Source organism: Epibacterium sp. ABZ3_068 (assembly GCF_056159265.1).
This window is the reverse complement of sequence record NZ_JBSWUV010000001.1, coordinates 1,773,828-1,796,731: the sequence shown is the minus strand read 5'-3', so window position 1 is coordinate 1,796,731 and position 22,904 is coordinate 1,773,828. Positions and strand designations below refer to the sequence as shown.

Here is a 22,904-nt window from a genome sequence, read left to right as displayed (position 1 = left end):
ATTAGCGCATTAACCTAAATTCATTTTGGCCCCCGGCCTTGGGCTGCTATCCTGTTGGTATTCCTTCGACAGGGCAGCCCATGACGCGTGATCTCTACAGCCGGATTGACGCCGCAGCGCAGGCTGTGGGATTGGTCATCTATGGCGCTTTGCATCCACGCTCGGGACCGGTCACAGGGGGCACTCTGATCCTGCTGGGGGCGGCCGGTGCGTTCTGGCCGCAGCTTCTGCAGGCGCCGGAATGGCAGGACGGCGCGCCGCATCCTGTTGATCGCTGGTCCATACGCATCATCAGCGACCTTGCCCGCCAGTTCGGTGCTGATGTCCACTTCCCTTTTTCAGGCCCGCCCTATGCGCCCTTTGTTGACTGGGCCCTTGCAACAGGGCGCGCCTTCACATCTCCGTCGCAATTTCTGGTGCATGATCAGGTAGGTCTGATGATCTCCTACCGCGGAGCGCTCCACCTTGAGGATGAAATTCCCATACCCCAGCCGCCGCTGGACAGCTCCCCTTGCTTCAGCTGCACCACTTATGCATGCATTAATACTTGCCCGGCGCAGGCAATGGTTGACGGCGGTCCCTATAAGGTGGCAGCCTGCCATAACCATTTGGAAACTAAAGAAGGAACTGAGTGTCTGGACCAAGGCTGCCTGGCCCGTCGCGTATGCCCGTTATCGAACGGAGCAGACCGCACCCCAGCCCAATCCGCGCACCATATGAGGTACTTTCACACGCCATGACCTGCACCCTGATCCTGACCCGCCACGCCAAATCCGCTTGGGACACCAATGCACCCAGCGACCACGCCCGCCCGTTGAACAAACGCGGTATCCGGTCTTCGATCGCACTTGGTGCCTGGCTCAGAGACGGTCGCCATGTGCCGGATCTGGTGATCTCATCCTCGTCGCAGCGCACCCGCGAAACCTATGAGATGATGGAATTGGGCGCACCTGCCACCTTTATCGAACGGCTCTATCACGCCAGTTCAGAGGTGATTTTCCAGGTTCTCCGGGAAGCCGAACACCCCAACGTCATGCTCTTGGGTCACAACCCCGGCTTAGCGGCCTTTGCCCATGCGGTCCTGCACCATGCCCCGGTCCATTCCCGGTTCGAGGATTACCCAACCGGCGCTACGCTGATCGCCGAATTCCCCATCGATAGCTGGAGCGCCCTCAGCTGGAACAGCGGTCGCACTGTCGATTTCGTTGTTCCACGGGAGTTACTGGGGGAATAAGACTGCCTCCGCTGCGCGCCGCACTTGCGCAAAGGGACGGTGTTTCCTAACATCACTCCAGACAGTCACATTCTACAACGGGAGGGCACAAGCTGAACATGCGTATCATCCGCCGACTTCAGCATGGTCCCCGTCTGGCCCTGTAAATCCGTTTACAGGGCGGACCCGAGGCATAATATCTCAATCGGTCTGCTCAAAAGCCGCGCTGCGGCACCTCTATCTATGAGTACTGACTGCGATGACTGTTATGAACATCAACGCCTTGGGCGTAATACTTGGTGAACCCCTCTTTGAAAACCTGAGCCTCACAATTTCAAAGGGCGACCGTATCGGGCTGGTCGCCCCAAATGGACAGGGGAAAACTACCCTGTTGGAGTGTCTGGCCGGTGTTTCTGAACCCACAAATGGCAACATCACCCGTGCCCGCGGTTTGCGGATTGGTTATGTCACGCAATATGTCCCAGAACATGCGCTGAACCAGACCCTCTACAACTGGGTACAAAGCAACCTCCCTCCCGAACAGGCCGAATATGAAAGCTGGCGGGTGGACGTCGCTCTGGGCGAGCTCGCGGTTCCCTATGAGCTGCAGACACGTCTTCTGAAGGAACTCAGCGGAGGCTGGCAACGCACTGCACTTCTGGCCGCCACCTGGATCAGAGAGCCGGATCTTCTGTTGCTGGATGAACCAACCAACCATCTGGACCTGCGCCGCATCGGGCTATTGCAGAACTGGCTGTCAGCCCTGCCGCGGGATGTCCCCGTTGTCATCACCTCTCATGATCGCGCGTTTCTGGACGCAACAACCAACCGGACGCTTTTCTTGCGGGCCGACTCTTCGCGTGTGTTTTCGCTCCCCTTCTCGCCCGCCCGCACAGCCCTTGATGACGCCGATGCGGCTGACCAGCGGCGCTGTGCAAATGATCTGAACAAAGCGGAGCAGTTGCGCAAACAAGCGGCCAAGTTAAAGAACATCGGCATCAACTCAGGCTCTGATCTTCTGGTCACCAAGACCAAGCAGCTCACCGAACGAGCCGAAAGGATTGAAGCCACGGCCAAACCGGCATATCGCGACCGCAGCGCCGGGGAGATCAAACTGGCAAACAGCGGCACACATGCAAAAGCGCTGGTCACGCTGGACAACATTCCAGTGCAAAGCCCGGATGGCCGGATGCTTTACCAGACGGGTCAAAAATGGATCCTACCCGGCGACCGTATTGTGCTCCTCGGAGCCAATGGAACCGGGAAAACACGGCTGGTTGAAATGATCCAGAACGCGCTGAATGGCCACGGCGGGCCTGTCAGATGCGCGCCATCCGTTGTTCCCGCCTATTCGGATCAGCATCTGGCTCAGCTGTCCGGCCACCCGACACCGATGGCCGCAGTCACAGGAAATTGTGCCATTGGAGATCAACGGGCCAGGGCCGTTCTGGCTGGCGCGGGCCTCAAGGTACAGATGCAGGATGCCCGTATTTCTGCCCTCTCCGGCGGTCAGAAGGCACGGTTGGCGATGTTGCTGTTGCGCCTGAAGAACCCGAATTTCTATCTCCTTGATGAGCCGACCAACCATCTGGACATCGAAGGGCAAGAAGCGCTCGAGGCGGAATTGATTACGCATCACCTGTCCTGCCTGCTTGTAAGCCACGACCGCAGTTTCTTGCGAAACGTCGGCAACCGGTTTTGGCTCATCAACCGCGGGAAACTGGAGGAAATCGAAAGCCCTGAACCGTTCCTGACCGGTGAAATGAGCGCCCAACAGACGTAGCCCCGCAGAAACGCCCGCCCCAAACGCCAACCGGAGCGCAAGCGACTAAACCAGAAAGGCCGGGCAAACGCCCGGCCTTCCCGTTTAATAACAGCTGTGTTGCAGATCAATGACCCAGAATCTGGCTCAGGAACTGCTGGGTACGCTCGGATTTCGGATTGTTAAAGAACTCTTCCGGCTCGTTCTGTTCCACGATCTGACCATCAGCCATAAAGATCACCCGGTTCGCTACCTGACGGGCAAAGCCCATCTCGTGGGTCACACAGAGCATGGTCATCCCCTCTTCCGCGAGTTCAATCATGGTGTCCAGCACCTCTTTGATCATCTCAGGGTCCAGGGCCGATGTCGGCTCGTCAAACAACATGATGCGCGGCTTCATACACAGGGAGCGCGCAATCGCCACCCGCTGCTGTTGACCACCGGACAGCATGCCGGGGTATTTATGCGCTTGATCGGGGATCTTCACCTTTTCCAGGAAGTGCATCGCCAGCTCTTCGGCTTCCTTCTTGGGGGTTTTACGCACCCAGATTGGTGCCAGCGTGCAGTTTTCCAGGATCGTCAGATGCGGGAACAGGTTGAAGTGCTGGAAACACATGCCCACTTCCGAGCGGATCTTGTCGATGTTTTTCAGATCCGAGGTCAGCTCAGTCCCATCGACGATGATCTGCCCTTCCTGATGCTCTTCCAGAGCGTTCAGACAGCGGATCATGGTGGATTTACCCGACCCCGACGGGCCGGCGATCACAATCCGTTCGCCCCGGTTGACGGTCAGGTTGATATCCCGCAGCACGTGGAACTGGCCGTACCACTTGTTCATGCCGGTGATTTGAATGGCCACCTCATCCGAGACGGACATTTTCGAGCGGTCGATTTCACGTTCAATTGCCAATTCAGACATGGGTTGAACTCCTTAACGATGATCGGTGGCGAGGCGACGCTCGAGCCACTGCGAATATTGAGAGATGCCATAGCAGACGACGAAGAACAGGAGAGCGGCAAAGCCGTAAAGCTCCCAGTAGACGCCATTCCAATCGGTGGACGCCAGGATCGGGCCCCGGATCATCCCCACCAGGTCGAACATCGAGATAACAGAGACCAGCGTGGTGTCTTTGAACAGACCCACGGCCACGTTCACGATGCCGGGAATGGAGATCTTCAGCGCTTGGGGCAGAATGATCAGACGCATCGCCTGCGCGTAATCCAGCCCAAGACTGTCTGCTGCCTCATACTGACCTTTCGGCAAAGCCGCCAGACCGCCGCGGATCACCTCGGCGATATAGGCCGCCGAGAACATGGTGATCATGATCACCACACGCAGGAAAAGGTCAACATTTGCATCCGGTGGGAAGAAATAGCTCAGCATCACCGAGGCCACGAACAGAAGTGTGATCAGTGGCACGCCCCGAACGAACTCGATAAAGATGACGCAGATCCACTTGATCAGCGGCATATTGGACTGACGCCCCAGCGCCAGCGCAATGCCCAAGGGCACCGACAGCGAAACGCAGGTCACACCCAGCATCATATTCAGCATAAAGCCACCCAGATCCCGCGAGGGAACCGCCTGCAACATGGCATTCTCGGACGCGCCATCCGGGATCAGCGCCCCACCGATGAACCAGATCACAAAGGCCGCAGCGATCGCTCCAAAGAAGCCGATTGCAAAGCTGCCTTTGCCAAAGGTTTGAAACACAATTGCTCCGGCGGCCACACCCAGGAACGCGACAATCGGCGCCAGGATGGTACCACCCCAGATCAGCCAGAAGGCCAGGAAAGGGTAGATCGCGGTAAAGGCCAGCATCTTGCGCGGCAGGTCAAAGAACAGCACCGGTGCGGCAGCAAAAGCCAACAGCACAAAGGCCAGACCCGGACGCCAATATTGATCCGAAGGGTAGTTGAACCCGAACAGAAGCTGGTTCCAACGTTCCGCCAAGACCGAGAAACAGGCCCCAACCTTGCCGTTGAGCACCTCACGACACTCAGACAGGCTGGAGGTGGTCCAGATGCCGTTCCAGATCCAGGGCAGCGCATCCGACAGTACCATGTAGATGACAAGGATCGCAGCAAGGGTCAGGGCACCATTCGCCCAAGTGGAAAACAGGTTCTCCCGCATCCATTTGATTGCCCCTCTTTCGCGCGCCGGAGGCGGCGACTGGGGGATGTTGCCATCGGCGACAAAGGCAACAGAGTTTGTAGTTTGCTCAGTCATCCTCAACGCTCCTTCAGCTTAACTGATGCGTTATAGACGTTCATCACGGCTGAGATCAGCAAGGATGCGGTCAGATAGAACGCCATCAGCAACAGAACACATTCAATCGCACGGCCGGTCTGGTTCAGCGTGATCCCGCCCAATGTGGCCGTGATATCCGCATAACCCACCGCAATCGCGAGGGACGAGTTCTTGGTAATGTTGAGGTATTGAGAGATCAGCGGCGGAATGATAATCCGCATCGCTTGGGGCAGAACCACAAGGTTCATGACCTTGCTGGGACGCAACCCCAGGGCCGCGGCTGCCTCGGTCTGGCCTTTGGACACGGCCTGAATACCAGCGCGGACGTTTTCGGCAATAAAGGCACCAGTATAGATCGACAAAGCAAACCACAGGGCGATCAGCGGGCCGCCAACTTTGATGCCACCTTTGAAGTTGAACCCTTTGAGCTCTGGATATTCCCAGGTCAGCCCCATGGTCAGCATCAGAATAACAAATGGAACCAGCCAGACACCCAGCACCATCGGCAGAGTATTTGGACGCTCACCGGTGTCTTCCTGCTTATGGTTAGCCCAGAGTTTGATCTTGCGCGCAGCAAACCACGAGCCACCAGCAACGAACAAAACCAGCAGCCAGTTCAGGCTCTGATTTGCAAACAGACCGTTCTGGAACCAGGGCATCGGCGTATAGATACCGCGGTTGGTAAAGGCAAACGCATCCAGCACCATGCTCGCCGTTGCATTATCGCCCTTAAAGGCGCGCGGGGCCGGCATGACCGCAGTCATGATCGTGAAAATGATGATGATCCAGATCAGAACCGGAATGTTCCGGAAGATCTCGACGTAAAAGGCCATCAGCTTGGACACCAGCCAGTTCTTGGACAGGCGCAAAACCCCCGCAATCACCCCAAAGACAGTTGCAGTGATACAGGCAAGGAAGGCGACCAGAACCGTGTTCAACAAGCCAACAACAGCGGCGCGCGCATGGCTATCCTGGTTGGTATAATCCAACAGTCGCTGGTTGATGTCATACCCGGCGGTGTCGCCCAGGAAACCAAAGTTGATGTTCAGACCAGCGGCCCGCAGGTTTTGGACCAGATTGTTACCAAGATACAGAAAAGACAGTGCAAGGGCGAGAAACGCCAATGCCTGAAATGTCAACGAACGGTATCGCGTATCGTTGATCAGCATCGACAGCCGGAAGGTGGAAGCCTTCGGCGGGTCAGTCAAAGTTGACATATTGTGAAATCCCCGAAGCTAGCGGTAAAAGTGTCCTGTCGGGGTATGTCCCCGATCCGTAGGTTCCCGCAGCGTTTTTTTGATGAGAAAAGGGCGCGGAGTGAAACCGCGCCCTGTCCCAATAGTTCTTAGCGGAACGGCGGTGCGTACTGCAGGCCGCCTTCGGTCCACAGAGCGTTCAGACCGCGTGCCAGACCAATCGGAGTGTCTTCGCCGATGTTCTTGGCAAAGACTTCACCGTAGTTGCCGCCAGCAGCAATTGCTTTGGCGCCAAAGTCAGCGTCCAGACCCAGCATCGCGCCCAGGGTGCCTTCGGAACCCAAGAGACGGTTGATTTCCGGGTTGTTGGTGCCCGCAGACATCTCAGCCAGGTTGGCAGAGGTGATGCCCAGCTCTTCGGCTGCAACCAGCGCATTCATGGACCAGCGAACGACGTCACCCCAGTTGTTGTCGCCGTGGCGAACAAGCGGGCCGAGCGGCTCTTTGGAGATGATTTCCGGCAGCAGAACATGTGCGGACGGGTCGTCAAAGGTTGCGCGCGTTGCCGCCAGACCGGATGCGTCTGTGGTGTAAACGTCGCAAGACCCAGCCAGATACTGCTGCTGCGCTTCTGCGTTGGTTTCGATCGGCACCGGCTCATAGCTGATGTTGTTGATGCGGAAGAAATCCGCTAGGTTCAGCTCGGTTGTGGTTCCGGTCTGGATACAAACAGTCGCGCCGTCCAGTTCCTTTGCGGAGGACACGCCCAGTTCCTTGGGAACCATGAAGCCCTGACCATCGTAGTAGTTCACGCCAACAAAGTCGAACTTCAGGTCGACATCGCGCGAGAAGGTCCAAGTGGTGTTACGGGCCAGCAGATCGATCTCACCAGAGGCCAGCGCGGTGAAGCGGGTTTTGCCGGTAGTCGGAATAAATTCAACTGCGTTTGCGTCACCCAGCGCCGCTGCTGCAACAGCGCGACACACGGCTACGTCAAAACCAGTCCACTCCCCATTCGCATCCGGTGCGGAGAAGCCAGCCAGACCAGTGGACACACCGCAGTTCAGTTTACCGCGGGACTTGACGTCATCCAGGGTACCAGCTGCAGCCGCACCGGCAGCCAGACCAGCAACGGTCATAGCACCAAAAAATACGGATTTTTTCATTTTAACCTCTTCCTGATTTTCCGCCCTGTTGGCGGTTATTTCCGGGACAAAATTGCTCCCCCCCGGATCAGATTGAACCTGAGTTTGCCCCAAATTCGATCCGAGTGTGTGATTAATCATCAACAAACGTCAAGTGCGTGATCAGGATTTTCGATGTTTCAATGAGCATTTTGCATCGAGAACGACCACAGACGTCAGAGGAGTCCGCAAGGTATGAGGTATCTATGGTTTACGATGCCATATCAAAAAAACGTTTTGCGTGCAGGAATTCGCCTTCTTTATGCGCGGCCAATTCCGCAGCTTCTTCATCAATACCCCATTGTTCTTCCTGCCATTTTTCGTCCAGACGCGACAGCGTCCAGATCTCGGCGGCGGGTCGCCAATCCAGTGCCGCAGCAAAGCCCAGAACCAGAGAACCCGACAGAGACACAAGATCGTGAAACGCGGCCAGCTGGAACGGGGTCAGCGCATGGGTTTTCGCCTTCAGCACGGCCAGAGCTTCGGGATCCTGGCCTGCGTGAAGGATGCCGTTACGGCAAGCAAGTCGCGCCCCCAGGGTCTCAGCCGCCCAATCCAGAGCCGGGTCCCAGGCCTCGGCCTGACGTTCGGCCAGTTCTACGGGGCTTTCGGCCCGATAACACAGCAGATCCGAATCACCGTATTCTGCCAGCATGTCAGCGACTTCCGCGTGCTGAACTGCAACCTTGTCGATGGCGGCATTTGCCGAGCGGGTACAGGGCATCGTGCGCGGATCAACAGTTTCAACCTGCGCCTCCCATTCCGCAGCAACCGCCTGTGCCATTGTCTGGGTTGGCAGAATCAGCGCGGCCTTGGCAGGTGTCTTCACCTTGCGCCCGTCCAGCAAAACGGTGAACCCCGCAGCTTCTTCTGCGGCTGTGGCCTGTGTCCAGAACCGTTTCTGTTTCCACTCGCTCATCTGTTCAGCCTTTCCAAATCTCGTTCAACAGGGGCGGCAATTGATCAAAGCGGCTGACCACATGATCCGCACCCAGACGGTCCGCCGGGTGGAACCCCCAGTCGACCGCAATCGTCGTCACCCCCGCCGTACGGCCCATATCGATGTCATAGGAAGTGTCACCGATCATCACAGTCTGTTCCGGTGCAACACCGGTTTCCGCCATCGCGGTCATCACCATCGAAGGGTGTGGTTTCGACGGGTGGTGATCGGCCACTTGCCGGGTGACAAACATATTGAGCTGGTGTCCCTCAATCAACGCATCGAGCCCGCGTTTGGACTTACCTGTAGCAATGCCCAACAGATACTCAGGCACCGCATTCAGTGTCTCCAAACACTCTCTAGCACCGCGGAATAGAGGAGCGTGGTTCGCTCCTTTTTCAGCTCTCGTTCTAAAGAAAGCCTCTTTGTAGAGTGAAATAACAATCTCACGACTTTCAGAATCAAGCTCAGGCGAAAGCTTTTCCACTGCCTCTGGCAACGACAACCCAACTATGGACAAGATTTCTTGTGGAGCGAGACGCTTCTCATAGAGATCGAAAGCTTGTTGCATACAGCTAATGATGGTCGATTCGCTGTCCACCAGCGTGCCATCGACATCAAACAGAACCAGCCGCAGGTCCGACATTACCGCAGGCTCTCAAACGGATCATCCGCCGCCAGGTCCTCGGTCCAACCAAAGGTGTCCCAGCTTGCTTTCATGTGCTCCGGCAGTTCGGCCACGATAGAGACCTGCTTTTTGGTGTCCGGATGTTCAAACGCCATGCGACGGCAATGCAGATGCAGCTTCTTGGAGATCACGCCACCGATCTGCGCGCCCCAGCCGTCCCCCATATTATCCTGCCCCGAGCCACCGTATTTGCCATCCCCAGCAATGGGGTGGCCAATCTCGGCCATATGGGCGCGCAGCTGGTGGGTCCGGCCGGTGATCGGCTCCATCGCCACCCAGGACGCCCGGCTCGCCACACGATAAAGCGTTGCATATTGCGTGTGGGATCGCTTTGCGCCCGGCGTGCTGTCCACTTCGTTCAGATGCACGGCGATCATCTTCTCACCTTCACCGCTGCGCCCATGACCACCCGCCTTGACCAGCCCGCATTTCACCTCACCCAAGTAAGGTGTCGGAACGCCGGCGACCAAGGCCCAGTAAATCTTTCGCGTCGCATGATGGCGAAACGCCGCCGTCAGCGCCTGCGCCGCCAGACGGGTGCGCGCCAGGATCAGAACACCTGATGTATCCTTGTCCAACCGGTGCACCAGACGTGGCTTTTCGTCCAGATCGAACTTCAGCGCCTCGGCCAGACCGTCCACATGTTTCGTCGTGCCGCTGCCGCCTTGCACCGCCAGACCTGCAGGCTTGTTGATCGCAATCACTGCGTCGTCTTTGTAGATCACGCAATCGCGGATCATCTTGGCCTCCGCTTCGGAAATCCGCGCCTCTCGCGGAGCGGCAGGTTTCAGATCGCTTGCAGCCAGGGGCGGCACACGCACGGTTTGTCCCGCTTCCACCCGTGTGTTGGCCTTGACCCGACCGCCATCCAGCCGCAGCTCGCCTTTGCGACACATCTTCTCGATCCGGCCCTGATTCACATGGGGAAACAGCCGCCGCAGCCACCGGTCGATCCGCTGGCCCGCATCATCCTCGGAAACGGTAATATTCTGCACGCCGCTCATCTCACAGCACCCCTCTGGCCAACATCAGGCCCAAAAACAACGCCCCGATCGAGAGGCCAACAGACAGCGCGACATACACGGCCGCCTGCCCCAAATTCCCGCGTTCCACCAAAGTAACCGCTTCCAATGAAAAGGCCGAAAACGTCGTAAAGCCTCCCAGGAGCCCGGTCATCACAAAGGGCGACAAGTGGGTTACCCCCCGCTGCGCCGCCACAACAACAAAAACCCCCATCAAAAAGGAGCCAAGCACATTGACGCTCAGCACCCCCAGCGGAAAGCCAAGCACGCCAAAGGCGCGGGTAATCCACACACCCACCAAAAACCGGAACGATGCGCCAATCGCGCCGCCCAGCGCCACATATGCCACTGTTGAAACCATAAGGCCGGTCAGTCGCGCAGGTGGGCCCAGATGTCAAGTTTTGCCTGCTCTGCGCCACACACATGACGGCGCGGCTATGCGGCCCGCTTTCATCTTTTCCCAAATACTTCCGCCGGAGGCCGCGCCCCGCAGGGGCGCTTTAATCGCCGCCCCTCTGTGCGCGCAGGCGTTCGAAATATTCCAGACGTTTCTTCAGATCGCGTTCAAACCCGCGCTCCACGGGTTTGTACAATTGCGGCCGCTCCATCCCGTCGGGGAAGTAATTCTGCCCGGAAAACCCATCCTCGGCATCATGATCATAGGCATAGCCCGCACCATAACCCTGATCTTCCATCAGTTTGGTCGGCGCGTTCAGGATGTGTTTGGGCGGTGGCGCGCTGCCGGTTTTCTTGGCCAGACGCCGGGCCGCCTTATAGGCCATGTAATGAGCATTGGTCTTGGGCGCGAGCGCCAGATAGACCACCGCCTGCGCCAGTGCGAGCTCCCCTTCGGGGCTGCCCAGCCGTTCATAAGTCTCCCAGGATTGCAGGCAGACCGCCTGCGCCTGCGGGTCGGCCAGCGCAATATCCTCCACCGCCATCCGGGTCAGCCGCCGCGCCAGATACCGCGGGTCTTCGCCGCCCTCCAGCATCCGCGCGAACCAGTAAAGTGCCGCATCCGGGTCCGAACCGCGCACGGATTTATGCAGTGCCGAGATCAGGTTATAGTGCTCATCCCCGCCCTTGTCGTATTTTGCGGCGCGTTTCATCAACCGGCTGGCCAGCTCATCCCGTCCCAGATCCGCAGCCGTGCGCCAGGCCGCAACCTGTTCAATCAGGTTCAGAAGCGCGCGCCCGTCGCCATCGGCCATCTCTAACAAGGCCTCCCGCGCGTCTGCCGTCAGCGGCAAGGCACGGCCCAGCTCATCCTCGGCCCGCCGGGTCAGCTTTTCCAGATCTTCTGACCCCAGCCGCTCCAACACTAGAACCTGTGATCGGGACAGAACCGCGGCATTCAGCTCGAAGCTCGGGTTTTCGGTGGTGGCCCCCACCAACAGGATGGTGCCATCCTCCATATGCGGCAGAAACCCATCCTGTTGCGCCTTGTTGAACCGGTGTATCTCGTCGACAAACAACAAGGTCCCCTGCCCGTTCTGGCGGCGGATCTTGGCGGCCTCAAAAACCTTGCGCAGCTCCGGCACGCCGGTAAAGATCGCTGAAATCTGGACAAAATGCAGATCCGTTTCCGCCGCCAGAAGCCGCGCGATGGTGGTCTTACCCACGCCCGGCGGTCCCCAGAAGATCAAGGACGACAAAGACCCCGACGCCAGCATCACCCCCAAGGGCGCCTCGGGCCCCAGGACCTGTGCCTGGCCGATTACCTCTCCCAGAGTTTGCGGGCGCAAGCGATCCGCCAGCGGGCGCGGCGGTTCGGGTAGGTCCCTTTCGGGGATGCCTTCGGGGGGCGGGCTGTCAAAGAGGTCTGCCATAACACCCCATCTGGATCACAGGCGGAAGCGCAAGACAACCCGTTGCCCGCGCCGCATCAGCTCCACCTGCATCCAGCGGGTCTTCTCGCGCAGAGCCTGTTCCACATCCGTGGGGCGTTCAATGTCCCGGCCGTTCACACGCACCAGAATATCCGCCTCTTGGATTCCAGCCCGCGCCGCATAGGGTCCTGCATGGGTCACCACCACACCATCTGCGGTAAAGGGCAGCCCCATGCCAGAGGCAACCGCAGGGTTGATCCGCGCGATCTCAAGCCCGGGAAAGACCGACCGCTCGCCTAGCGCCAGCGCCTCGGCTGGGGGATCATTGGGCGCTGGCAGCATCGCCACCTCGACGTTTTCGGCAACCCCGTCACGCAGGCGGGTAAAAACAGCTGTCTGTCCCAACCCGGCAACGGTCATGCGAAACACCATTTCTGGCGGAGAGTTCACAGGCTCCCCGTCCACCTGGGTAATCACATCCCCCACCTGAAACCCGGCACGACCAAAGGGGCTTTGGGGATGCAGGTCGGAAATCATCATACCTTCCACCAGACCCAAGCCCAGGCTCTCGGCCAGATCCGCATCCATCGGTTGACCTGACATGCCCGCCCAGGGGCGTTGAAATCCTTCGACGCCTTCCTGAGCCTGACGCATAAATTCGCGCACCAGATTGGCGGGGATGGCAAAACCAATCCCGTTAGAGCCCCCTGATCGGCTGAGGATCCGCGTGTTGATCCCAATCAGATCGCCGTTCACATCAATCAGCGCCCCACCCGAATTGCCGGGGTTAATCGGCGCGTCGGTCTGGATATAGTACCCGCGCCCCGCTCCCGTTGCAGTGCCAGACCGCGCCAGACCCGAGATAATGCCCGAACTCACCGTCTGCCCCACCCCAAAGGGGTTGCCGATCGCCAGCGCCAGCTCACCGACTTCCACACGATCACTGTCCCGCAAGGTCAGGAACGGCAGGTCCTCCGCCTCATCCAACTGCAGGATCGCCAAGTCAGACTCTTCATCGGCCAGCACCACTTGCGCTTCGAACTCGCGCCGATCATTTGTCACCACCCGGATTTCCGAGGCGGTGCCCACCACATGGTAATTCGACACCACATAGCCATCTGCCGACAGGATCACCCCGGACCCCAGCGAGTTCTGCACCCGTGGCCGACGCTGCTGGCCAAAGCCCCGGAACAGATCGTCAAAAAACGGATCATTCATAAAAGGCGAGCGCGCCTGCGTTTCCGTGATGATCTTGGCATAGATATTGACCACCGCCGGAGCGGCCTCTTTGACCAGCGGCGCAAAGCCCAATGCGATCTCCGCCTGCGAAGCTGGCACCCGCGTTTCCGCCTCCAAAGGCCCAGCTAAGAGTCCAACCCCGGCCAAAACAACAGCCAACGCTCCCAATACCTTCCGCACCATTCAAACTCCCCAATTACTTGGAGCGGAATATGTTCATCAAGTTGCGGATATTCAAGCCTTTAGACTGGTCCGGCACGACCAGTTCACAGTCATCCAAGTTCACCATTTGCTCGTCGCGTCGCACCTCGTAGTACCGCAGAACCTCCGGCTCACACAGCAGCACATCATAGCTCATCCCAATCAGCGATTCCAACAAAGCCTCAGGGATTTCGCGCCCCCAGTCCGTCGGATCTGTCTCGCCATGCTCGTCCAAAAGACTGTGATATTCTGCGACGATAGCATCCAGTAATTTGGGCGGAGTGCCGTCAATCTCGAGGTGGTATCTACACCCGGACGCGCCATCATGGGCCACCGACCAAACACATTCCCCGCCTTCATAATAAGCCACCCGGCTTTGATCGCTGTCCAAAAACGCCGAAAACGCGATAAACGGACCATCAAAATCAGCTGCGTTGTCTTTGACGAACCGATCCGCAAAGGTTGTGTCGCGCGTATTGATGACACTCCACCCGGTCACTTCATGTTTTGCCACCCAAGAGCCCCCATCAGGGGCCTCTTCCTTTGGTGGCATGACCTTTCCACCGAAATAAACACCGAACTCTTGCGGCTCCATTTGCGCTGCGACAATTGAACTTCCAGAGGCCATAAAAAACCATCCCCAAAATTAAAAATCTAAATTCCCTCAGAATTAAGGAGGCCAACGCATCTGGTCCAATCAACAAAAAGAGCGCGCCGTGATCGACGCGCTCAAGGTGCCCCATTTTCCTGGGGTCAGGGGGAGAGAGAACGGCAGCGCCTATCCCGCCAGACGGGACAAGGCTGTGCGGCGATTGCGGACGGCTTCGGCCAGCTTTTTCAGCTCCACCTCTGTGGCCTCCCAACCGATGCAGCCATCGGTGATCGACTGGCCATAGGTGAGTTTTGACAGGTCGCCGTCTTTGGGCAGATCCTGACGACCGGCGACCAGATGGCTTTCGATCATCACACCGGTGATCCGGCTGTCGCCCACCGAGATCTGTCCACGTACATCGGCCAGAACCTCGGGCTGTTTTTCCGGATCTTTGCCAGAGTTGGCATGGCTTGCGTCAATCATCACATGGCCGCGAATGCCGTCCTTTTCCGCCATACGGCAGGTCGCATCCACCGAATCCGCGTCAAAGTTGGTGCCCCCGCCGCCGCGCAGGATCACATGGCAATCGGGGTTGCCTGCGGTGCCGCCAATCGCTGCCCGACCAGAGGGCGCAAGCGCCATGAAATGATGCGGGCGCGCGGCCGAGCGCACGGCGTCAATCGCGATCTGTACATTGCCACGGGTGCCGTTTTTGAAGCCCACCGGGCAGGACAGACCCGATGCCATCTCGCGGTGGATCTGGCTTTCGGTTGTGCGCGCGCCAATTGCGGCCCAGGCCACCAGATCGGCGATGTATTGTGGCACATGGGCGTCCAGGAATTCAGTCCCGACCGGCAGGCCCAGAGCGTTGATATCCTGACACAGCTGACGCGCCCGGTGCAGACCCAGGTTGATGCGGAAGCTCTCATCCATGCCAGGGTCGTTGATCATCCCCTTCCAGCCACCAATGGTGCGGGGTTTCTCGAAATAGACGCGCATGACGATTTCCAGCGCATCCTCCAGTTCCGTGCGCAGGGGCGCCAGACGGCGGGCGTATTCCATCGCTGCCGGCACATCGTGGATCGAGCACGGACCCACCACAACCACCAGCCGGTCGTCACGCCCGTGCAGCACGTTCTGGATGGTGCGGCGGCTTTCAACAACCGTCTCCAATGCCTCGGCGGTGGCCGGGATTGCCTCTGCCAGCTCCTGCGGCGAGGTCAGTTCTTTCATCTTGGTGATCCGCAGATCCTGGGTTTGCTGTGTCATCTCGGGGCTTCCTGTATCGTGGTGTACGGAGCCTCGGGTCCCTTGGGCGGCGGAAACAAAAAAACCGCCTGCGGGAGCGAGGCGGTTTGGTGTGGATGGTGCGTTTCCCTGAGTATATTCAGAACGCGACAGATCCTCCGACCGCCTGTTGGCGCGGATAATAAAAGTACCAGAAGGAGGCAAAGGTCTGTGTCATGCGGCAAACGCTAGCGGAGATTCGCGCGCCTGTCGACAGGAAATTTTCCCAATGATTTCAATGTCGGTCAGGTTGCAGTCTTGCGCTGCGCCTGGCTGATGTCGAAATTCCAGGCGATCAGCATGTTGGTCACCGCCGCCCCCAGGAAGGAGACGATCAGCAAATCCCAGGACAGTACAAAGGCCGCGCCCAGGAAAATCGCCCCATCCACACACAGCTGAAACCACCCGGCTTTGAAGCCGGTTTTCTGCTCCACCACCAGTGCCAAAATAGTGCCCCCGCCGGCCGATGCCCCATGGCGGAACAAAGCAATTACACCGATGCTGCCCAATGCTCCGCCAACTGCCGCCGCCACCATCGGATCAAGGTTGTCAAAGCTGATGAACCGCGCCAGTTGCGGTGCCAGAAGCGAGATCCCGACAACCGCAGCAATGGTCCGCAGAGTGAAATCCGGCCCGCGTTTGAACCAGGCCAGAACAAAGAACGGCAGGCCCACCAGAAAGAACAGCGTGCCAAAGTTCAGCGGCAGAACATAGGACAAGAGCAACGCCAGCCCTGCCAGCTGCCCGGTGACCAGCCCTGCCGATTTCAGGAACAGCAGCGTTAGGGAACACATCAAAATGCCAAAGGCGATGCCTTGAACATCATAAAAGGAAATTGGTGAACGCATGGGGCGGCCTCATCAAATCTGTGCTGTATTCGGGAGTCGATATAGGCCCTACGTCTCTCTATTTTGTTGACATGTCAACTTAGTTGCGGCCTGCGCGACCGGTTTGGTGAAAATTTCCGCGGCAGAAGCTCAAGTCTTGGCATTGTCTTCCACCAGGGGCCCTCCGCTGCGGGCCTGTCTGATGTCAAAGTTCCAGATAATGATCAGGTTCATCAGCGCCGCCGCCACAAAGGAATAGATCACCTGCCCCGGTGACAGTACAAAACAAGCCGCCATAAAGATCAGCCCATCCACTCCCAGCTGCACCCAGCCCGCCTTGATCCCGGTCTTTTGCTCGATCACCAGAGACAGGATCGATAGCCCTCCGGCCGATGCATTGTGGCGAAACACGGCCAGAACACCAATTCCGATCAACACACCTCCCAAAAGCGCCGCAAGGGGGCGTCCAGGGTCCGCAATCAGCACCACACGGCCCAAAGCTTCCACCGAAAGGGAAATCCCGATCACAACGATCAACGTGCGAAGGGTAAACACCGGCCCGCGACGCCCCCATGCAAGCACAAGAAACGGAGCCCCAACCGCAAAGAACAAGACCCCGAACTCCCAGGGCAAAACATAGGACAACAACAGGGCCAACCCCGCCGCCTGCCCGGTCACCAAACCGGCCGATTTCAAGAACAAGATGCCAAGCGCACAGAGGATCACCCCAATGGCGAGCCCCTGGACGTCAAATAGTCCACGTTTTCCTGTCATGGCTGATCCTTTTGAGGAGGAGGAAAATAGGTCAGCAATGCTGATCTACATACCTCGCTCCCTTGGCCAGCGCAAGCGTCCTCCGCAGGATTGCTCATCCCGTTGTGCGGCTCGGCGCCGGACGAACCTTTTCACCCCATGATCTGCCCGCATAACAGGCATTTTATTAACGCAATGAGCAGGAAACAGGCAGCGGACAACTTGCAGTTTCCCCCCACAGGTGACAGAGAACGCCCCTGACACATCAGCCCATAGAACCGGAGATCCCCATGGCTTTTGCAATCGGAATTGGCCCCAATATCCGCAAATCCGCCTATTTCGACGCCACCGTTCGCGACGGGGTACGCAGCTTCTCGGTCTATAATCATATGTATATCCCGGCGCATTTCGGTGATCCCGAGGCGGAATACGACCGGTTGATCAATGGCGTCGCCATGTGGGATGTGGCCGCCCAGCGTCAGGTGCAGATCGCCGGACCCGATGCCGAAAAGCTGGCGCAATATCTGACACCGCGCGACCTGTCTAAGACTCAAATCGGTCAGGGGCGTTACGTGCCGATCTGCGACCACGACGGGTGGCTGATCAATGATCCGGTGCTGCTGAAACTGGCCGAGGACCGCTTTTGGCTCTCTGTCGCCGATTGTGACATCCACCTATGGGCCGCTGCCATTGGCCGCGAGAAGGGCTGGGATGTCGAAGTGAGCGAACCCGATGTCTCTCCGCTGGCCATCCAGGGCCCCAAGGCGGTTGAGGTGGCATCCGCCCTGTTTGGAGACTGGGTGCGCGACATGAAATACTTTGGTTTCAAGGAATGCACGCTTGAAGGCATCCCCCTTGTTCTCGCCCGCTCCGGCTGGTCAAAACAGGGCGGGTATGAGCTCTATCTGATGGACCGCAGCCAGGGGACCGCGCTTTGGGACATTGTAAAAACTGCTGGTCAGCCCTGGGACATCGGCCCCGGTGCGCCCAATGATATCGAACGCCTTGAAAGCGGCTTGGTGTCATATGGTGCGGATATCCGCTGGCAAGACCACCGCGCGACCCCTTATGAAATCGGCCTGGGGGCTCTGGTCTCTCTGGACAGCCATGAATTCATCGGCCGCGACGCCCTGCGCGCGCACGCCAGCAAAGGCCCGGCTCGCCAACGGGTGGGGCTGGTGATTGCGGACAATCCCCCCCTGCCCGGCCACCCGCTGCCTTTGCTGCAAAACGGGGTCGAGGTCGGCCATGTGGCGGAGTTTGCGTATTCAAAACGGTTCGGCGGAACCATCGGCCACGCGCTGATCCGCTCTGATCTGGCAGAGGCTGCCGAAGGTTTGGAAGTCATCGTGGAGGACAAGACCTATGCCGCCACGCTCCACGCCATTCCGTTTGTCTAACAAAGCGCTCGAAGCGGTTCACCGCTTCAGCTCACCCCCGCGCGAAATGGTCAGGAATCCAAGGCCCAGAAGCCCGTGAATGACCATCGCGCCCCAGGTGTGAAAACTGATCCATAGGGCGGGCGAAAAAAGGGCGGTAAACGCTGACCCCGCCAATCCGATCAGATGAAACCCGGCCAACAGAAGCGCCATCTGACGCCCCACGGGGCTGCGCACACCTGGCCAGAAAATCACCCAGGCCCCCATCAGACCCAACGACAGCAAAGCCGCCCCCAGAAACCGCGCCGACACCCGAACCTCGGGCGGCATATTTGCCAGCTGCTCCGCTGACAACGACGAAAACCCGCCGGAAATCAGCGCATTGAGGCCAAAGAACACCTCCAGAACCGCGTGGATTGCAAAAACAACAAGGGCCAGGGATTTCATTGGACAACCTTTAAATTATGACAATATGCCCTTGGGGTATCCCTGATTTCCCCATCGGCAAAGCGTTTCCGCACGTTTCTGACAAAATGACTTAAACCGGCGAACATAACCCAACGAAAAACCCCGCCCTGTTGCCAGAGCGGGGTCACAAGTTGAGATCGCGCGATCTCAGACGTTATTATTCGTCAGCAGCAACTTCTTCTGCGGCCAGGCGTGCTTTGTCAGCTGCGCCTTTGGCGTCGCGGTCACGATCAACAAATTCGATGATCGCCATCGGAGCCATGTCGCCATAGCGGAAGCCTGCCTTCAGGATACGGACATAGCCGCCCTGACGGTCTTTGTAGCGGGGGCCGAGAACCTCGAACAGTTTCTCAACATACTGCTCCTGCTTCAGCTTGGACGCGGCCTGACGACGTGCGTGCAGATCACCACGCTTGGCCAGGGTGATCATCTTTTCGATGATCGGGCGCAGTTCTTTTGCTTTGGGCAGGGTTGTTTTGATTTGCTCGTGCTCGATCAGCGAGCCGGCCATGTTCGAGAACAGGGCTTTACGGTGCTCATGAGTACGGTTCAGGCGGCGGTAACCACGTGCGTGACGCATTGTTTAATTCCTTATCTTGCGTGTTTTGCTTTGTCAGGCAGCTGATGCGTGTCAGCCACTCACCTTGGGGCAGATGCCCATATTGTCCCCGGCCAACCCCGGGAATTTGTGAAGGGGGCCATTGGCCCCCCTCGGATTGGATTAGAAGCTGTCTTCGAACTTCTTCGCCAGATCTTCGATGTTGTCCGGCGGCCAGTCCTCGACGTCCATGCCGAGGTGCAGCCCCATGCCCGACAGCACTTCTTTGATTTCATTCAAAGATTTGCGGCCAAAGTTCGGGGTGCGCAGCATTTCTGCTTCGGTTTTCTGGATCAGATCGCCAATATACACGATATTGTCGTTCTTCAGGCAGTTTGCCGAACGTACAGACAGTTCCAGTTCGTCCACTTTCTTGAGCAGAAGCGGGTTGAACTCAAGACCATCGTCCTCGTCCTGGCGGCCTGCGGATTCCGGCTCGTCAAAGTTGACGAAGATCGACAGCTGATCCTGAACGATACGAGCTGCGTAAGCCAGCGCATCATCAGGGGAGATCGAACCATCGGTTTCAACCTTCAGGGTCAGCTTGTCATAGTCCAGAACCTGACCTTCACGGGTCGGTTGAACGTCATAAGAGACCCTCTTGACCGGAGAGTAGATCGCGTCGATCGGAATCAGACCAATGGGCGCATCTTCAGGTTTGTTCTTATCGGCAGAGACATAGCCCTTACCGGTGTTGACGGTAAGCTCCATGAACAGATCCGCGCCATCATCAAGGTGGCAGATCACGTGTTCGCGGTTCAGAACCTCAATACCGGCGGTTTCGGCGATGTCACCTGCGGTCACAACAGCCGGACCCTTTGCAGAGATCGACAGGCGCTTGGGGCCTTCGACTTCCATGCGCAGGGAAACCTGCTTGAGGTTCAGGATAATGTCGGTCACGTCTTCACGTACGCCAGCGACGCTGGAGAACTCATGCAGAACGTTATCGATTTGTACGCTCGAAATGGCCGCGCCTTGCAGCGAGCTCATCAGAACGCGACGCAGAGCGTTGCCCAGCGTCAGACCAAAGCCGCGTTCCAGCGGTTCGGCGATAATGGTGGCTTGACGTGCGGGGTCGTTGCCTGGCTTGATCTCAAGCTGTGTAGGCTTGATCAACTCGGCCCAGTTCTTATGGATCATGCATTCCCTCCATTCCTGTTCACCCCCCATGTCCCAATAGGGGCGAACGCCCGAGGTTTATGTGAAGCGCACAGGGGCCCGGCACAAACGCAGGACCCCAGCAGTTTTATGTGATTATACGCGACGGCGTTTCGGCGGGCGGCAGCCGTTGTGTGCAATCGGAGTTACATCACGGATAGAGGTGATGTTGAAACCAACTGCAGCCAGCGCACGCAGGGCCGATTCACGTCCGGAGCCTGGGCCCTGAACTTCGACTTCCAGTGTCTTAACACCATGCTCTTGCGCTTTTTTGCCTGCATCTTCAGCAGCCATCTGTGCAGCATATGGTGTCGACTTCCGCGAGCCTTTGAAGCCCATGGAACCTGCGGAGGACCAGGAAATCGCGTTACCCTGAACGTCAGAGATCAGGATTTTGGTGTTGTTGAACGAAGAGTTCACATGTGCAACGCCAGAGGCGATGTTCTTGCGCTCTTTACGCTTTGTACGAGTCTTTTCACGTGCCATTGATCAAACCCTCCCTTACTTCTTCTTACCAGCGATGGCCTTTGCGGGGCCTTTGCGGGTGCGAGCGTTGGTGTGGGTACGCTGACCGCGAACGGGCAGGTTACGGCGGTGACGCAGGCCACGATAGCAGCCAAGGTCCATCAGGCGCTTGATGTTCATCTGAACTTCACGACGCAGGTCACCTTCTACGGTGTAGGTTGCGTCGATGTGCTCACGGATGGCCAGAACTTCGGCGTCGGACAGTTCGTTTACACGACGGGTCGACTCGATGTTTACAGCTTCGCAGATGGCTTTGGCCGATGCAGGGCCGATACCGGTGATATAAGTGAGGGCGATTGGAACCCGCTTTGCAGTCGGGATGTTTACGCCGGCGATACGTGCCACGTTATACGTTCCTTTTTCAGTTGCGGTTCCGTAGCTCCAGAACCTTTTTTCACAACATAAGCCCGAAGGCGATGCGCCGTCGGGCCTAACGAATCTTTCCCAGCTCTCCGTGAGGATCTAAAATGCTGGTTAAAAATGATTCTTATTGAGGAATTCTGCTTAGGAGGTTCAACGTAACCCGTCAAGGGTGAAATCGACTCTTCCTGCGCGACCCTCATTATCGGCGGAACTTGTCCCATTTCCAATAGCAGAGTGTGCAAAATTCGGCACATGGTCTGTCAACAGCATTGTGATGCGATACAGCGTCAGTTTTAGTGTTGAGACAAAGCACAACTTACGGTAATCCTACTAATTAAGTAAGTTAACTAAGTTTACCGTTAAACAGGCGATTTCAACGTGATTAGGTCTTTCTTCAAAGCCAAGGCACGCTTTCCAATTTTCTCGGTCAGCGATCTTGAGATAATGCGCGCGGCAATGCGCAACAATGAACGCGACGGGATCACAGGGTTCCTGCTGCGCGATAAAAACACATATCTGAGCGTTGTGGAGGGGGAGGACGATAAGGTCGAATCCCTTTTAACCCGCGTTCCGCAGGATTATCGCGCCTTTGGGTTCCAGATCCTGTCCTATTGTACAATCCGCGAACGCCAGTACCCCGCCTGGTCGATGGGATATCACGAGCAGGCGCCTTTTAGATCGAAGCAAGACGCAATCGACGCCTTCCTGAAATCGCCTGGAAATCTTTCGGTTGAACCCGTTCTGGCTGAGATGCAGACCTTGGGCCTGCGCCAGATCAAGAATGATCAGCAGATCCCGACCACACAAGAGTTTCGTCATTCCGCCTAATTGATCAGCAGGCACGATTTCTCTGCCTCAGAACCATCGAAAAGCATTGGGCATAGCCTGACATTGGCATTATCCTTCGTTGGTTTTCGGGAAAATTGAACGCTAAGGCGGAAAACCTATACACTTGGAACGATACCAGTGATTCCATCAAGGTCAGCGCGTTATGCTGTTTCGCCTTTTATATAGAGCCAAGGCAAATTATCCGCCGTTCACCGTCCATGATCTGGACATTATGCGGACATCGACTGTGTTTAATTCCGCTAATGACATTACGGGTTTTTTGGTCCGCGACGAGTATGAGTATTTTCAGATACTCGAAGGGGAGCGCAGCACGGTGCTGGATCTGTCACAGAAGATCGCAAAAGACGGTCGGATCTACAGCTATTCGGATATCTGGTCGGACGAGATTGAAGCGCGATTGTTTGGGTACTGGCGCATGGGATTTCACCTGTTGGGTCATCAGGACAATGGCCTGCCCTATCGTCTGGCACAGCTTAGCCCCGTCAGCCCCCGAACGATAAAGTTACAGGCCATCCGGGATATCGCACAATTGGCGATCGACAAAAACAAAAGGGCCGCCAACAGCAGCCCTTGAAATGTT

Annotated in this window: 25 protein-coding genes; 6 read left to right on the top strand and 19 right to left on the bottom strand. The window is 57.5% G+C overall.

Going from position 1 to position 22,904, the window contains the following annotated elements:
• The first annotated feature begins 80 nt into the window (after window positions 1-80).
• The 3 genes from ACXAEW_RS08600 (at window position 81) to ACXAEW_RS08590 (ending at window position 2,996) form a co-directional block, all read left to right on the top strand.
• Entirely contained in the window at window positions 81-740 is a 660-nt protein-coding gene (locus tag ACXAEW_RS08600) for a ferredoxin (RefSeq protein WP_474940929.1), read from the top strand.
• Entirely contained in the window at window positions 737-1,234 is a 498-nt protein-coding gene (locus ACXAEW_RS08595) for a SixA phosphatase family protein (RefSeq protein WP_474940928.1), read from the top strand. Before ACXAEW_RS08600 ends, ACXAEW_RS08595 begins: the two co-directional genes overlap by 4 nt.
• Window positions 1,235-1,472: 238 nt before the next feature.
• The gene (locus ACXAEW_RS08590; protein WP_474940927.1) at window positions 1,473-2,996 is read left to right on the top strand and encodes an ABC-F family ATP-binding cassette domain-containing protein; all 1,524 of its coding nucleotides are present in this window, start codon (window positions 1,473-1,475) and stop codon (window positions 2,994-2,996) included.
• Between the two features lie 106 nt (window positions 2,997-3,102).
• On the opposite strand, the gene ACXAEW_RS08585 is transcribed toward ACXAEW_RS08590, so the two are convergent.
• From ACXAEW_RS08585 to ACXAEW_RS08520, 14 genes are all read right to left on the bottom strand, one after another.
• Window positions 3,103-3,894 (bottom strand): amino acid ABC transporter ATP-binding protein, encoded by a 792-nt coding sequence (locus ACXAEW_RS08585; RefSeq protein ID WP_474940926.1) that lies wholly within the window; start codon window positions 3,892-3,894, stop codon window positions 3,103-3,105.
• 12 nt (window positions 3,895-3,906) lie between these two features.
• A complete protein-coding gene (locus tag ACXAEW_RS08580; protein WP_474940925.1) occupies window positions 3,907-5,205 on the bottom strand; it encodes an amino acid ABC transporter permease in 1,299 nt (432 codons plus the stop codon).
• 2 nt (window positions 5,206-5,207) lie between these two features.
• On the bottom strand, window positions 5,208-6,443 hold the full coding sequence (locus ACXAEW_RS08575; RefSeq protein WP_474940924.1) for an amino acid ABC transporter permease: 1,236 nt from the start codon (window positions 6,441-6,443) through the stop codon (window positions 5,208-5,210).
• Between the two features lie 128 nt (window positions 6,444-6,571).
• Window positions 6,572-7,588: an amino acid ABC transporter substrate-binding protein gene (locus ACXAEW_RS08570; protein ID WP_474940923.1), complete on the bottom strand. Its 1,017-nt coding sequence runs from the start codon at window positions 7,586-7,588 to the stop codon at window positions 6,572-6,574.
• A 229-nt stretch (window positions 7,589-7,817) separates the two neighbouring features.
• Window positions 7,818-8,525 carry an ATP12 family chaperone protein gene (locus ACXAEW_RS08565; protein WP_474940922.1) on the bottom strand — a complete coding sequence of 236 codons (708 nt, stop codon included), beginning with the start codon at window positions 8,523-8,525 and terminating at the stop codon, window positions 7,818-7,820.
• Window positions 8,526-8,529: 4 nt separating this feature from the next.
• Entirely contained in the window at window positions 8,530-9,192 is a 663-nt protein-coding gene (locus tag ACXAEW_RS08560; RefSeq protein WP_474940921.1) for an HAD-IA family hydrolase, read from the bottom strand.
• Window positions 9,192-10,238, bottom strand: coding sequence for an RluA family pseudouridine synthase (locus ACXAEW_RS08555; RefSeq protein WP_474940920.1), 1,047 nt, complete (start codon window positions 10,236-10,238; stop codon window positions 9,192-9,194). The genes ACXAEW_RS08560 and ACXAEW_RS08555 overlap by 1 nt, the downstream gene beginning before the upstream one ends.
• 1 nt (window position 10,239) lies before the next feature.
• Window positions 10,240-10,617: a fluoride efflux transporter CrcB gene (gene crcB, locus ACXAEW_RS08550; protein WP_153215389.1), complete on the bottom strand. Its 378-nt coding sequence runs from the start codon at window positions 10,615-10,617 to the stop codon at window positions 10,240-10,242.
• Between the two features lie 139 nt (window positions 10,618-10,756).
• A complete protein-coding gene (locus ACXAEW_RS08545; RefSeq protein ID WP_474940919.1) occupies window positions 10,757-12,085 on the bottom strand; it encodes a replication-associated recombination protein A in 1,329 nt (442 codons plus the stop codon).
• 15 nt (window positions 12,086-12,100) lie between these two features.
• The gene (locus ACXAEW_RS08540; RefSeq protein ID WP_474940918.1) at window positions 12,101-13,507 is read right to left on the bottom strand and encodes a trypsin-like peptidase domain-containing protein; all 1,407 of its coding nucleotides are present in this window, start codon (window positions 13,505-13,507) and stop codon (window positions 12,101-12,103) included.
• Between the two features lie 13 nt (window positions 13,508-13,520).
• Window positions 13,521-14,153, bottom strand: a complete 633-nt coding sequence (locus ACXAEW_RS08535) for a hypothetical protein (protein ID WP_474940917.1) — start codon at window positions 14,151-14,153, stop codon at window positions 13,521-13,523.
• A gap of 150 nt (window positions 14,154-14,303) precedes the next feature.
• On the bottom strand, window positions 14,304-15,386 hold the full coding sequence (locus ACXAEW_RS08530; protein WP_474940916.1) for a 3-deoxy-7-phosphoheptulonate synthase: 1,083 nt from the start codon (window positions 15,384-15,386) through the stop codon (window positions 14,304-14,306).
• Between the two features lie 263 nt (window positions 15,387-15,649).
• The gene (locus ACXAEW_RS08525) at window positions 15,650-16,252 is read right to left on the bottom strand and encodes a YitT family protein (RefSeq protein ID WP_474940915.1); all 603 of its coding nucleotides are present in this window, start codon (window positions 16,250-16,252) and stop codon (window positions 15,650-15,652) included.
• A gap of 129 nt (window positions 16,253-16,381) precedes the next feature.
• Entirely contained in the window at window positions 16,382-17,005 is a 624-nt protein-coding gene (locus ACXAEW_RS08520) for a YitT family protein (protein ID WP_474940914.1), read from the bottom strand.
• A gap of 269 nt (window positions 17,006-17,274) precedes the next feature.
• Between ACXAEW_RS08520 and ACXAEW_RS08515 the strand changes: the two genes are divergently transcribed.
• Window positions 17,275-18,384: a glycine cleavage T C-terminal barrel domain-containing protein gene (locus ACXAEW_RS08515; protein WP_474940913.1), complete on the top strand. Its 1,110-nt coding sequence runs from the start codon at window positions 17,275-17,277 to the stop codon at window positions 18,382-18,384.
• A gap of 18 nt (window positions 18,385-18,402) precedes the next feature.
• On the opposite strand, the gene ACXAEW_RS08510 is transcribed toward ACXAEW_RS08515, so the two are convergent.
• The 5 genes from ACXAEW_RS08510 to rpsM all read right to left on the bottom strand — a co-directional run bounded on the left by ACXAEW_RS08510 (window position 18,403) and on the right by rpsM (window position 21,457).
• A complete protein-coding gene (locus ACXAEW_RS08510; protein ID WP_474940912.1) occupies window positions 18,403-18,810 on the bottom strand; it encodes a hypothetical protein in 408 nt (135 codons plus the stop codon).
• Between the two features lie 178 nt (window positions 18,811-18,988).
• Window positions 18,989-19,411, bottom strand: a complete 423-nt coding sequence (gene rplQ, locus ACXAEW_RS08505) for a 50S ribosomal protein L17 (protein ID WP_474940911.1) — start codon at window positions 19,409-19,411, stop codon at window positions 18,989-18,991.
• A gap of 141 nt (window positions 19,412-19,552) precedes the next feature.
• On the bottom strand, window positions 19,553-20,569 hold the full coding sequence (locus ACXAEW_RS08500; RefSeq protein WP_474940910.1) for a DNA-directed RNA polymerase subunit alpha: 1,017 nt from the start codon (window positions 20,567-20,569) through the stop codon (window positions 19,553-19,555).
• 114 nt (window positions 20,570-20,683) lie between these two features.
• Entirely contained in the window at window positions 20,684-21,073 is a 390-nt protein-coding gene (gene rpsK / locus ACXAEW_RS08495; protein WP_474940909.1) for a 30S ribosomal protein S11, read from the bottom strand.
• Between the two features lie 15 nt (window positions 21,074-21,088).
• A complete protein-coding gene (gene rpsM / locus ACXAEW_RS08490) occupies window positions 21,089-21,457 on the bottom strand; it encodes a 30S ribosomal protein S13 (protein ID WP_474940908.1) in 369 nt (122 codons plus the stop codon).
• Window positions 21,458-21,853: 396 nt separating this feature from the next.
• Between rpsM and ACXAEW_RS08485 the strand changes: the two genes are divergently transcribed.
• Together ACXAEW_RS08485 and ACXAEW_RS08480 are read left to right on the top strand one after the other, a co-directional pair.
• Complete coding sequence (locus ACXAEW_RS08485) at window positions 21,854-22,303, top strand: BLUF domain-containing protein (protein ID WP_474940907.1); 450 nt, start codon at window positions 21,854-21,856, stop codon at window positions 22,301-22,303.
• Window positions 22,304-22,466: 163 nt separating this feature from the next.
• Window positions 22,467-22,898, top strand: a complete 432-nt coding sequence (locus tag ACXAEW_RS08480; RefSeq protein ID WP_474940906.1) for a BLUF domain-containing protein — start codon at window positions 22,467-22,469, stop codon at window positions 22,896-22,898.
• Window positions 22,899-22,904 lie beyond the last annotated feature (6 nt).

What these genes read in the sequence shown, in the direction of transcription:
- ACXAEW_RS08600 (WP_474940929.1), top strand. Translation starts at nt 81, where the DNA reads ATGACGCGTGATCTCTACAGCCGGATTGACGCCGCAGCGCAGGCTGTG.
- ACXAEW_RS08595 (WP_474940928.1), top strand. Translation starts at nt 737, where the DNA reads ATGACCTGCACCCTGATCCTGACCCGCCACGCCAAATCCGCTTGGGAC.
- ACXAEW_RS08590 (WP_474940927.1), top strand. Translation starts at nt 1,473, where the DNA reads ATGACTGTTATGAACATCAACGCCTTGGGCGTAATACTTGGTGAACCC.
- ACXAEW_RS08585 (WP_474940926.1), bottom strand. Translation starts at nt 3,894, where the DNA reads ATGTCTGAATTGGCAATTGAACGTGAAATCGACCGCTCGAAAATGTCC.
- ACXAEW_RS08580 (WP_474940925.1), bottom strand. Translation starts at nt 5,205, where the DNA reads ATGACTGAGCAAACTACAAACTCTGTTGCCTTTGTCGCCGATGGCAAC.
- ACXAEW_RS08575 (WP_474940924.1), bottom strand. Translation starts at nt 6,443, where the DNA reads ATGTCAACTTTGACTGACCCGCCGAAGGCTTCCACCTTCCGGCTGTCG.
- ACXAEW_RS08570 (WP_474940923.1), bottom strand. Translation starts at nt 7,588, where the DNA reads ATGAAAAAATCCGTATTTTTTGGTGCTATGACCGTTGCTGGTCTGGCT.
- ACXAEW_RS08565 (WP_474940922.1), bottom strand. Translation starts at nt 8,525, where the DNA reads ATGAGCGAGTGGAAACAGAAACGGTTCTGGACACAGGCCACAGCCGCA.
- ACXAEW_RS08560 (WP_474940921.1), bottom strand. Translation starts at nt 9,192, where the DNA reads ATGTCGGACCTGCGGCTGGTTCTGTTTGATGTCGATGGCACGCTGGTG.
- ACXAEW_RS08555 (WP_474940920.1), bottom strand. Translation starts at nt 10,238, where the DNA reads ATGAGCGGCGTGCAGAATATTACCGTTTCCGAGGATGATGCGGGCCAG.
- crcB (WP_153215389.1), bottom strand. Translation starts at nt 10,617, where the DNA reads ATGGTTTCAACAGTGGCATATGTGGCGCTGGGCGGCGCGATTGGCGCA.
- ACXAEW_RS08545 (WP_474940919.1), bottom strand. Translation starts at nt 12,085, where the DNA reads ATGGCAGACCTCTTTGACAGCCCGCCCCCCGAAGGCATCCCCGAAAGG.
- ACXAEW_RS08540 (WP_474940918.1), bottom strand. Translation starts at nt 13,507, where the DNA reads ATGGTGCGGAAGGTATTGGGAGCGTTGGCTGTTGTTTTGGCCGGGGTT.
- ACXAEW_RS08535 (WP_474940917.1), bottom strand. Translation starts at nt 14,153, where the DNA reads ATGGCCTCTGGAAGTTCAATTGTCGCAGCGCAAATGGAGCCGCAAGAG.
- ACXAEW_RS08530 (WP_474940916.1), bottom strand. Translation starts at nt 15,386, where the DNA reads ATGACACAGCAAACCCAGGATCTGCGGATCACCAAGATGAAAGAACTG.
- ACXAEW_RS08525 (WP_474940915.1), bottom strand. Translation starts at nt 16,252, where the DNA reads ATGCGTTCACCAATTTCCTTTTATGATGTTCAAGGCATCGCCTTTGGC.
- ACXAEW_RS08520 (WP_474940914.1), bottom strand. Translation starts at nt 17,005, where the DNA reads ATGACAGGAAAACGTGGACTATTTGACGTCCAGGGGCTCGCCATTGGG.
- ACXAEW_RS08515 (WP_474940913.1), top strand. Translation starts at nt 17,275, where the DNA reads ATGGCTTTTGCAATCGGAATTGGCCCCAATATCCGCAAATCCGCCTAT.
- ACXAEW_RS08510 (WP_474940912.1), bottom strand. Translation starts at nt 18,810, where the DNA reads ATGAAATCCCTGGCCCTTGTTGTTTTTGCAATCCACGCGGTTCTGGAG.
- rplQ (WP_474940911.1), bottom strand. Translation starts at nt 19,411, where the DNA reads ATGCGTCACGCACGTGGTTACCGCCGCCTGAACCGTACTCATGAGCAC.
- ACXAEW_RS08500 (WP_474940910.1), bottom strand. Translation starts at nt 20,569, where the DNA reads ATGATCCATAAGAACTGGGCCGAGTTGATCAAGCCTACACAGCTTGAG.
- rpsK (WP_474940909.1), bottom strand. Translation starts at nt 21,073, where the DNA reads ATGGCACGTGAAAAGACTCGTACAAAGCGTAAAGAGCGCAAGAACATC.
- ACXAEW_RS08480 (WP_474940906.1), top strand. Translation starts at nt 22,467, where the DNA reads ATGCTGTTTCGCCTTTTATATAGAGCCAAGGCAAATTATCCGCCGTTC.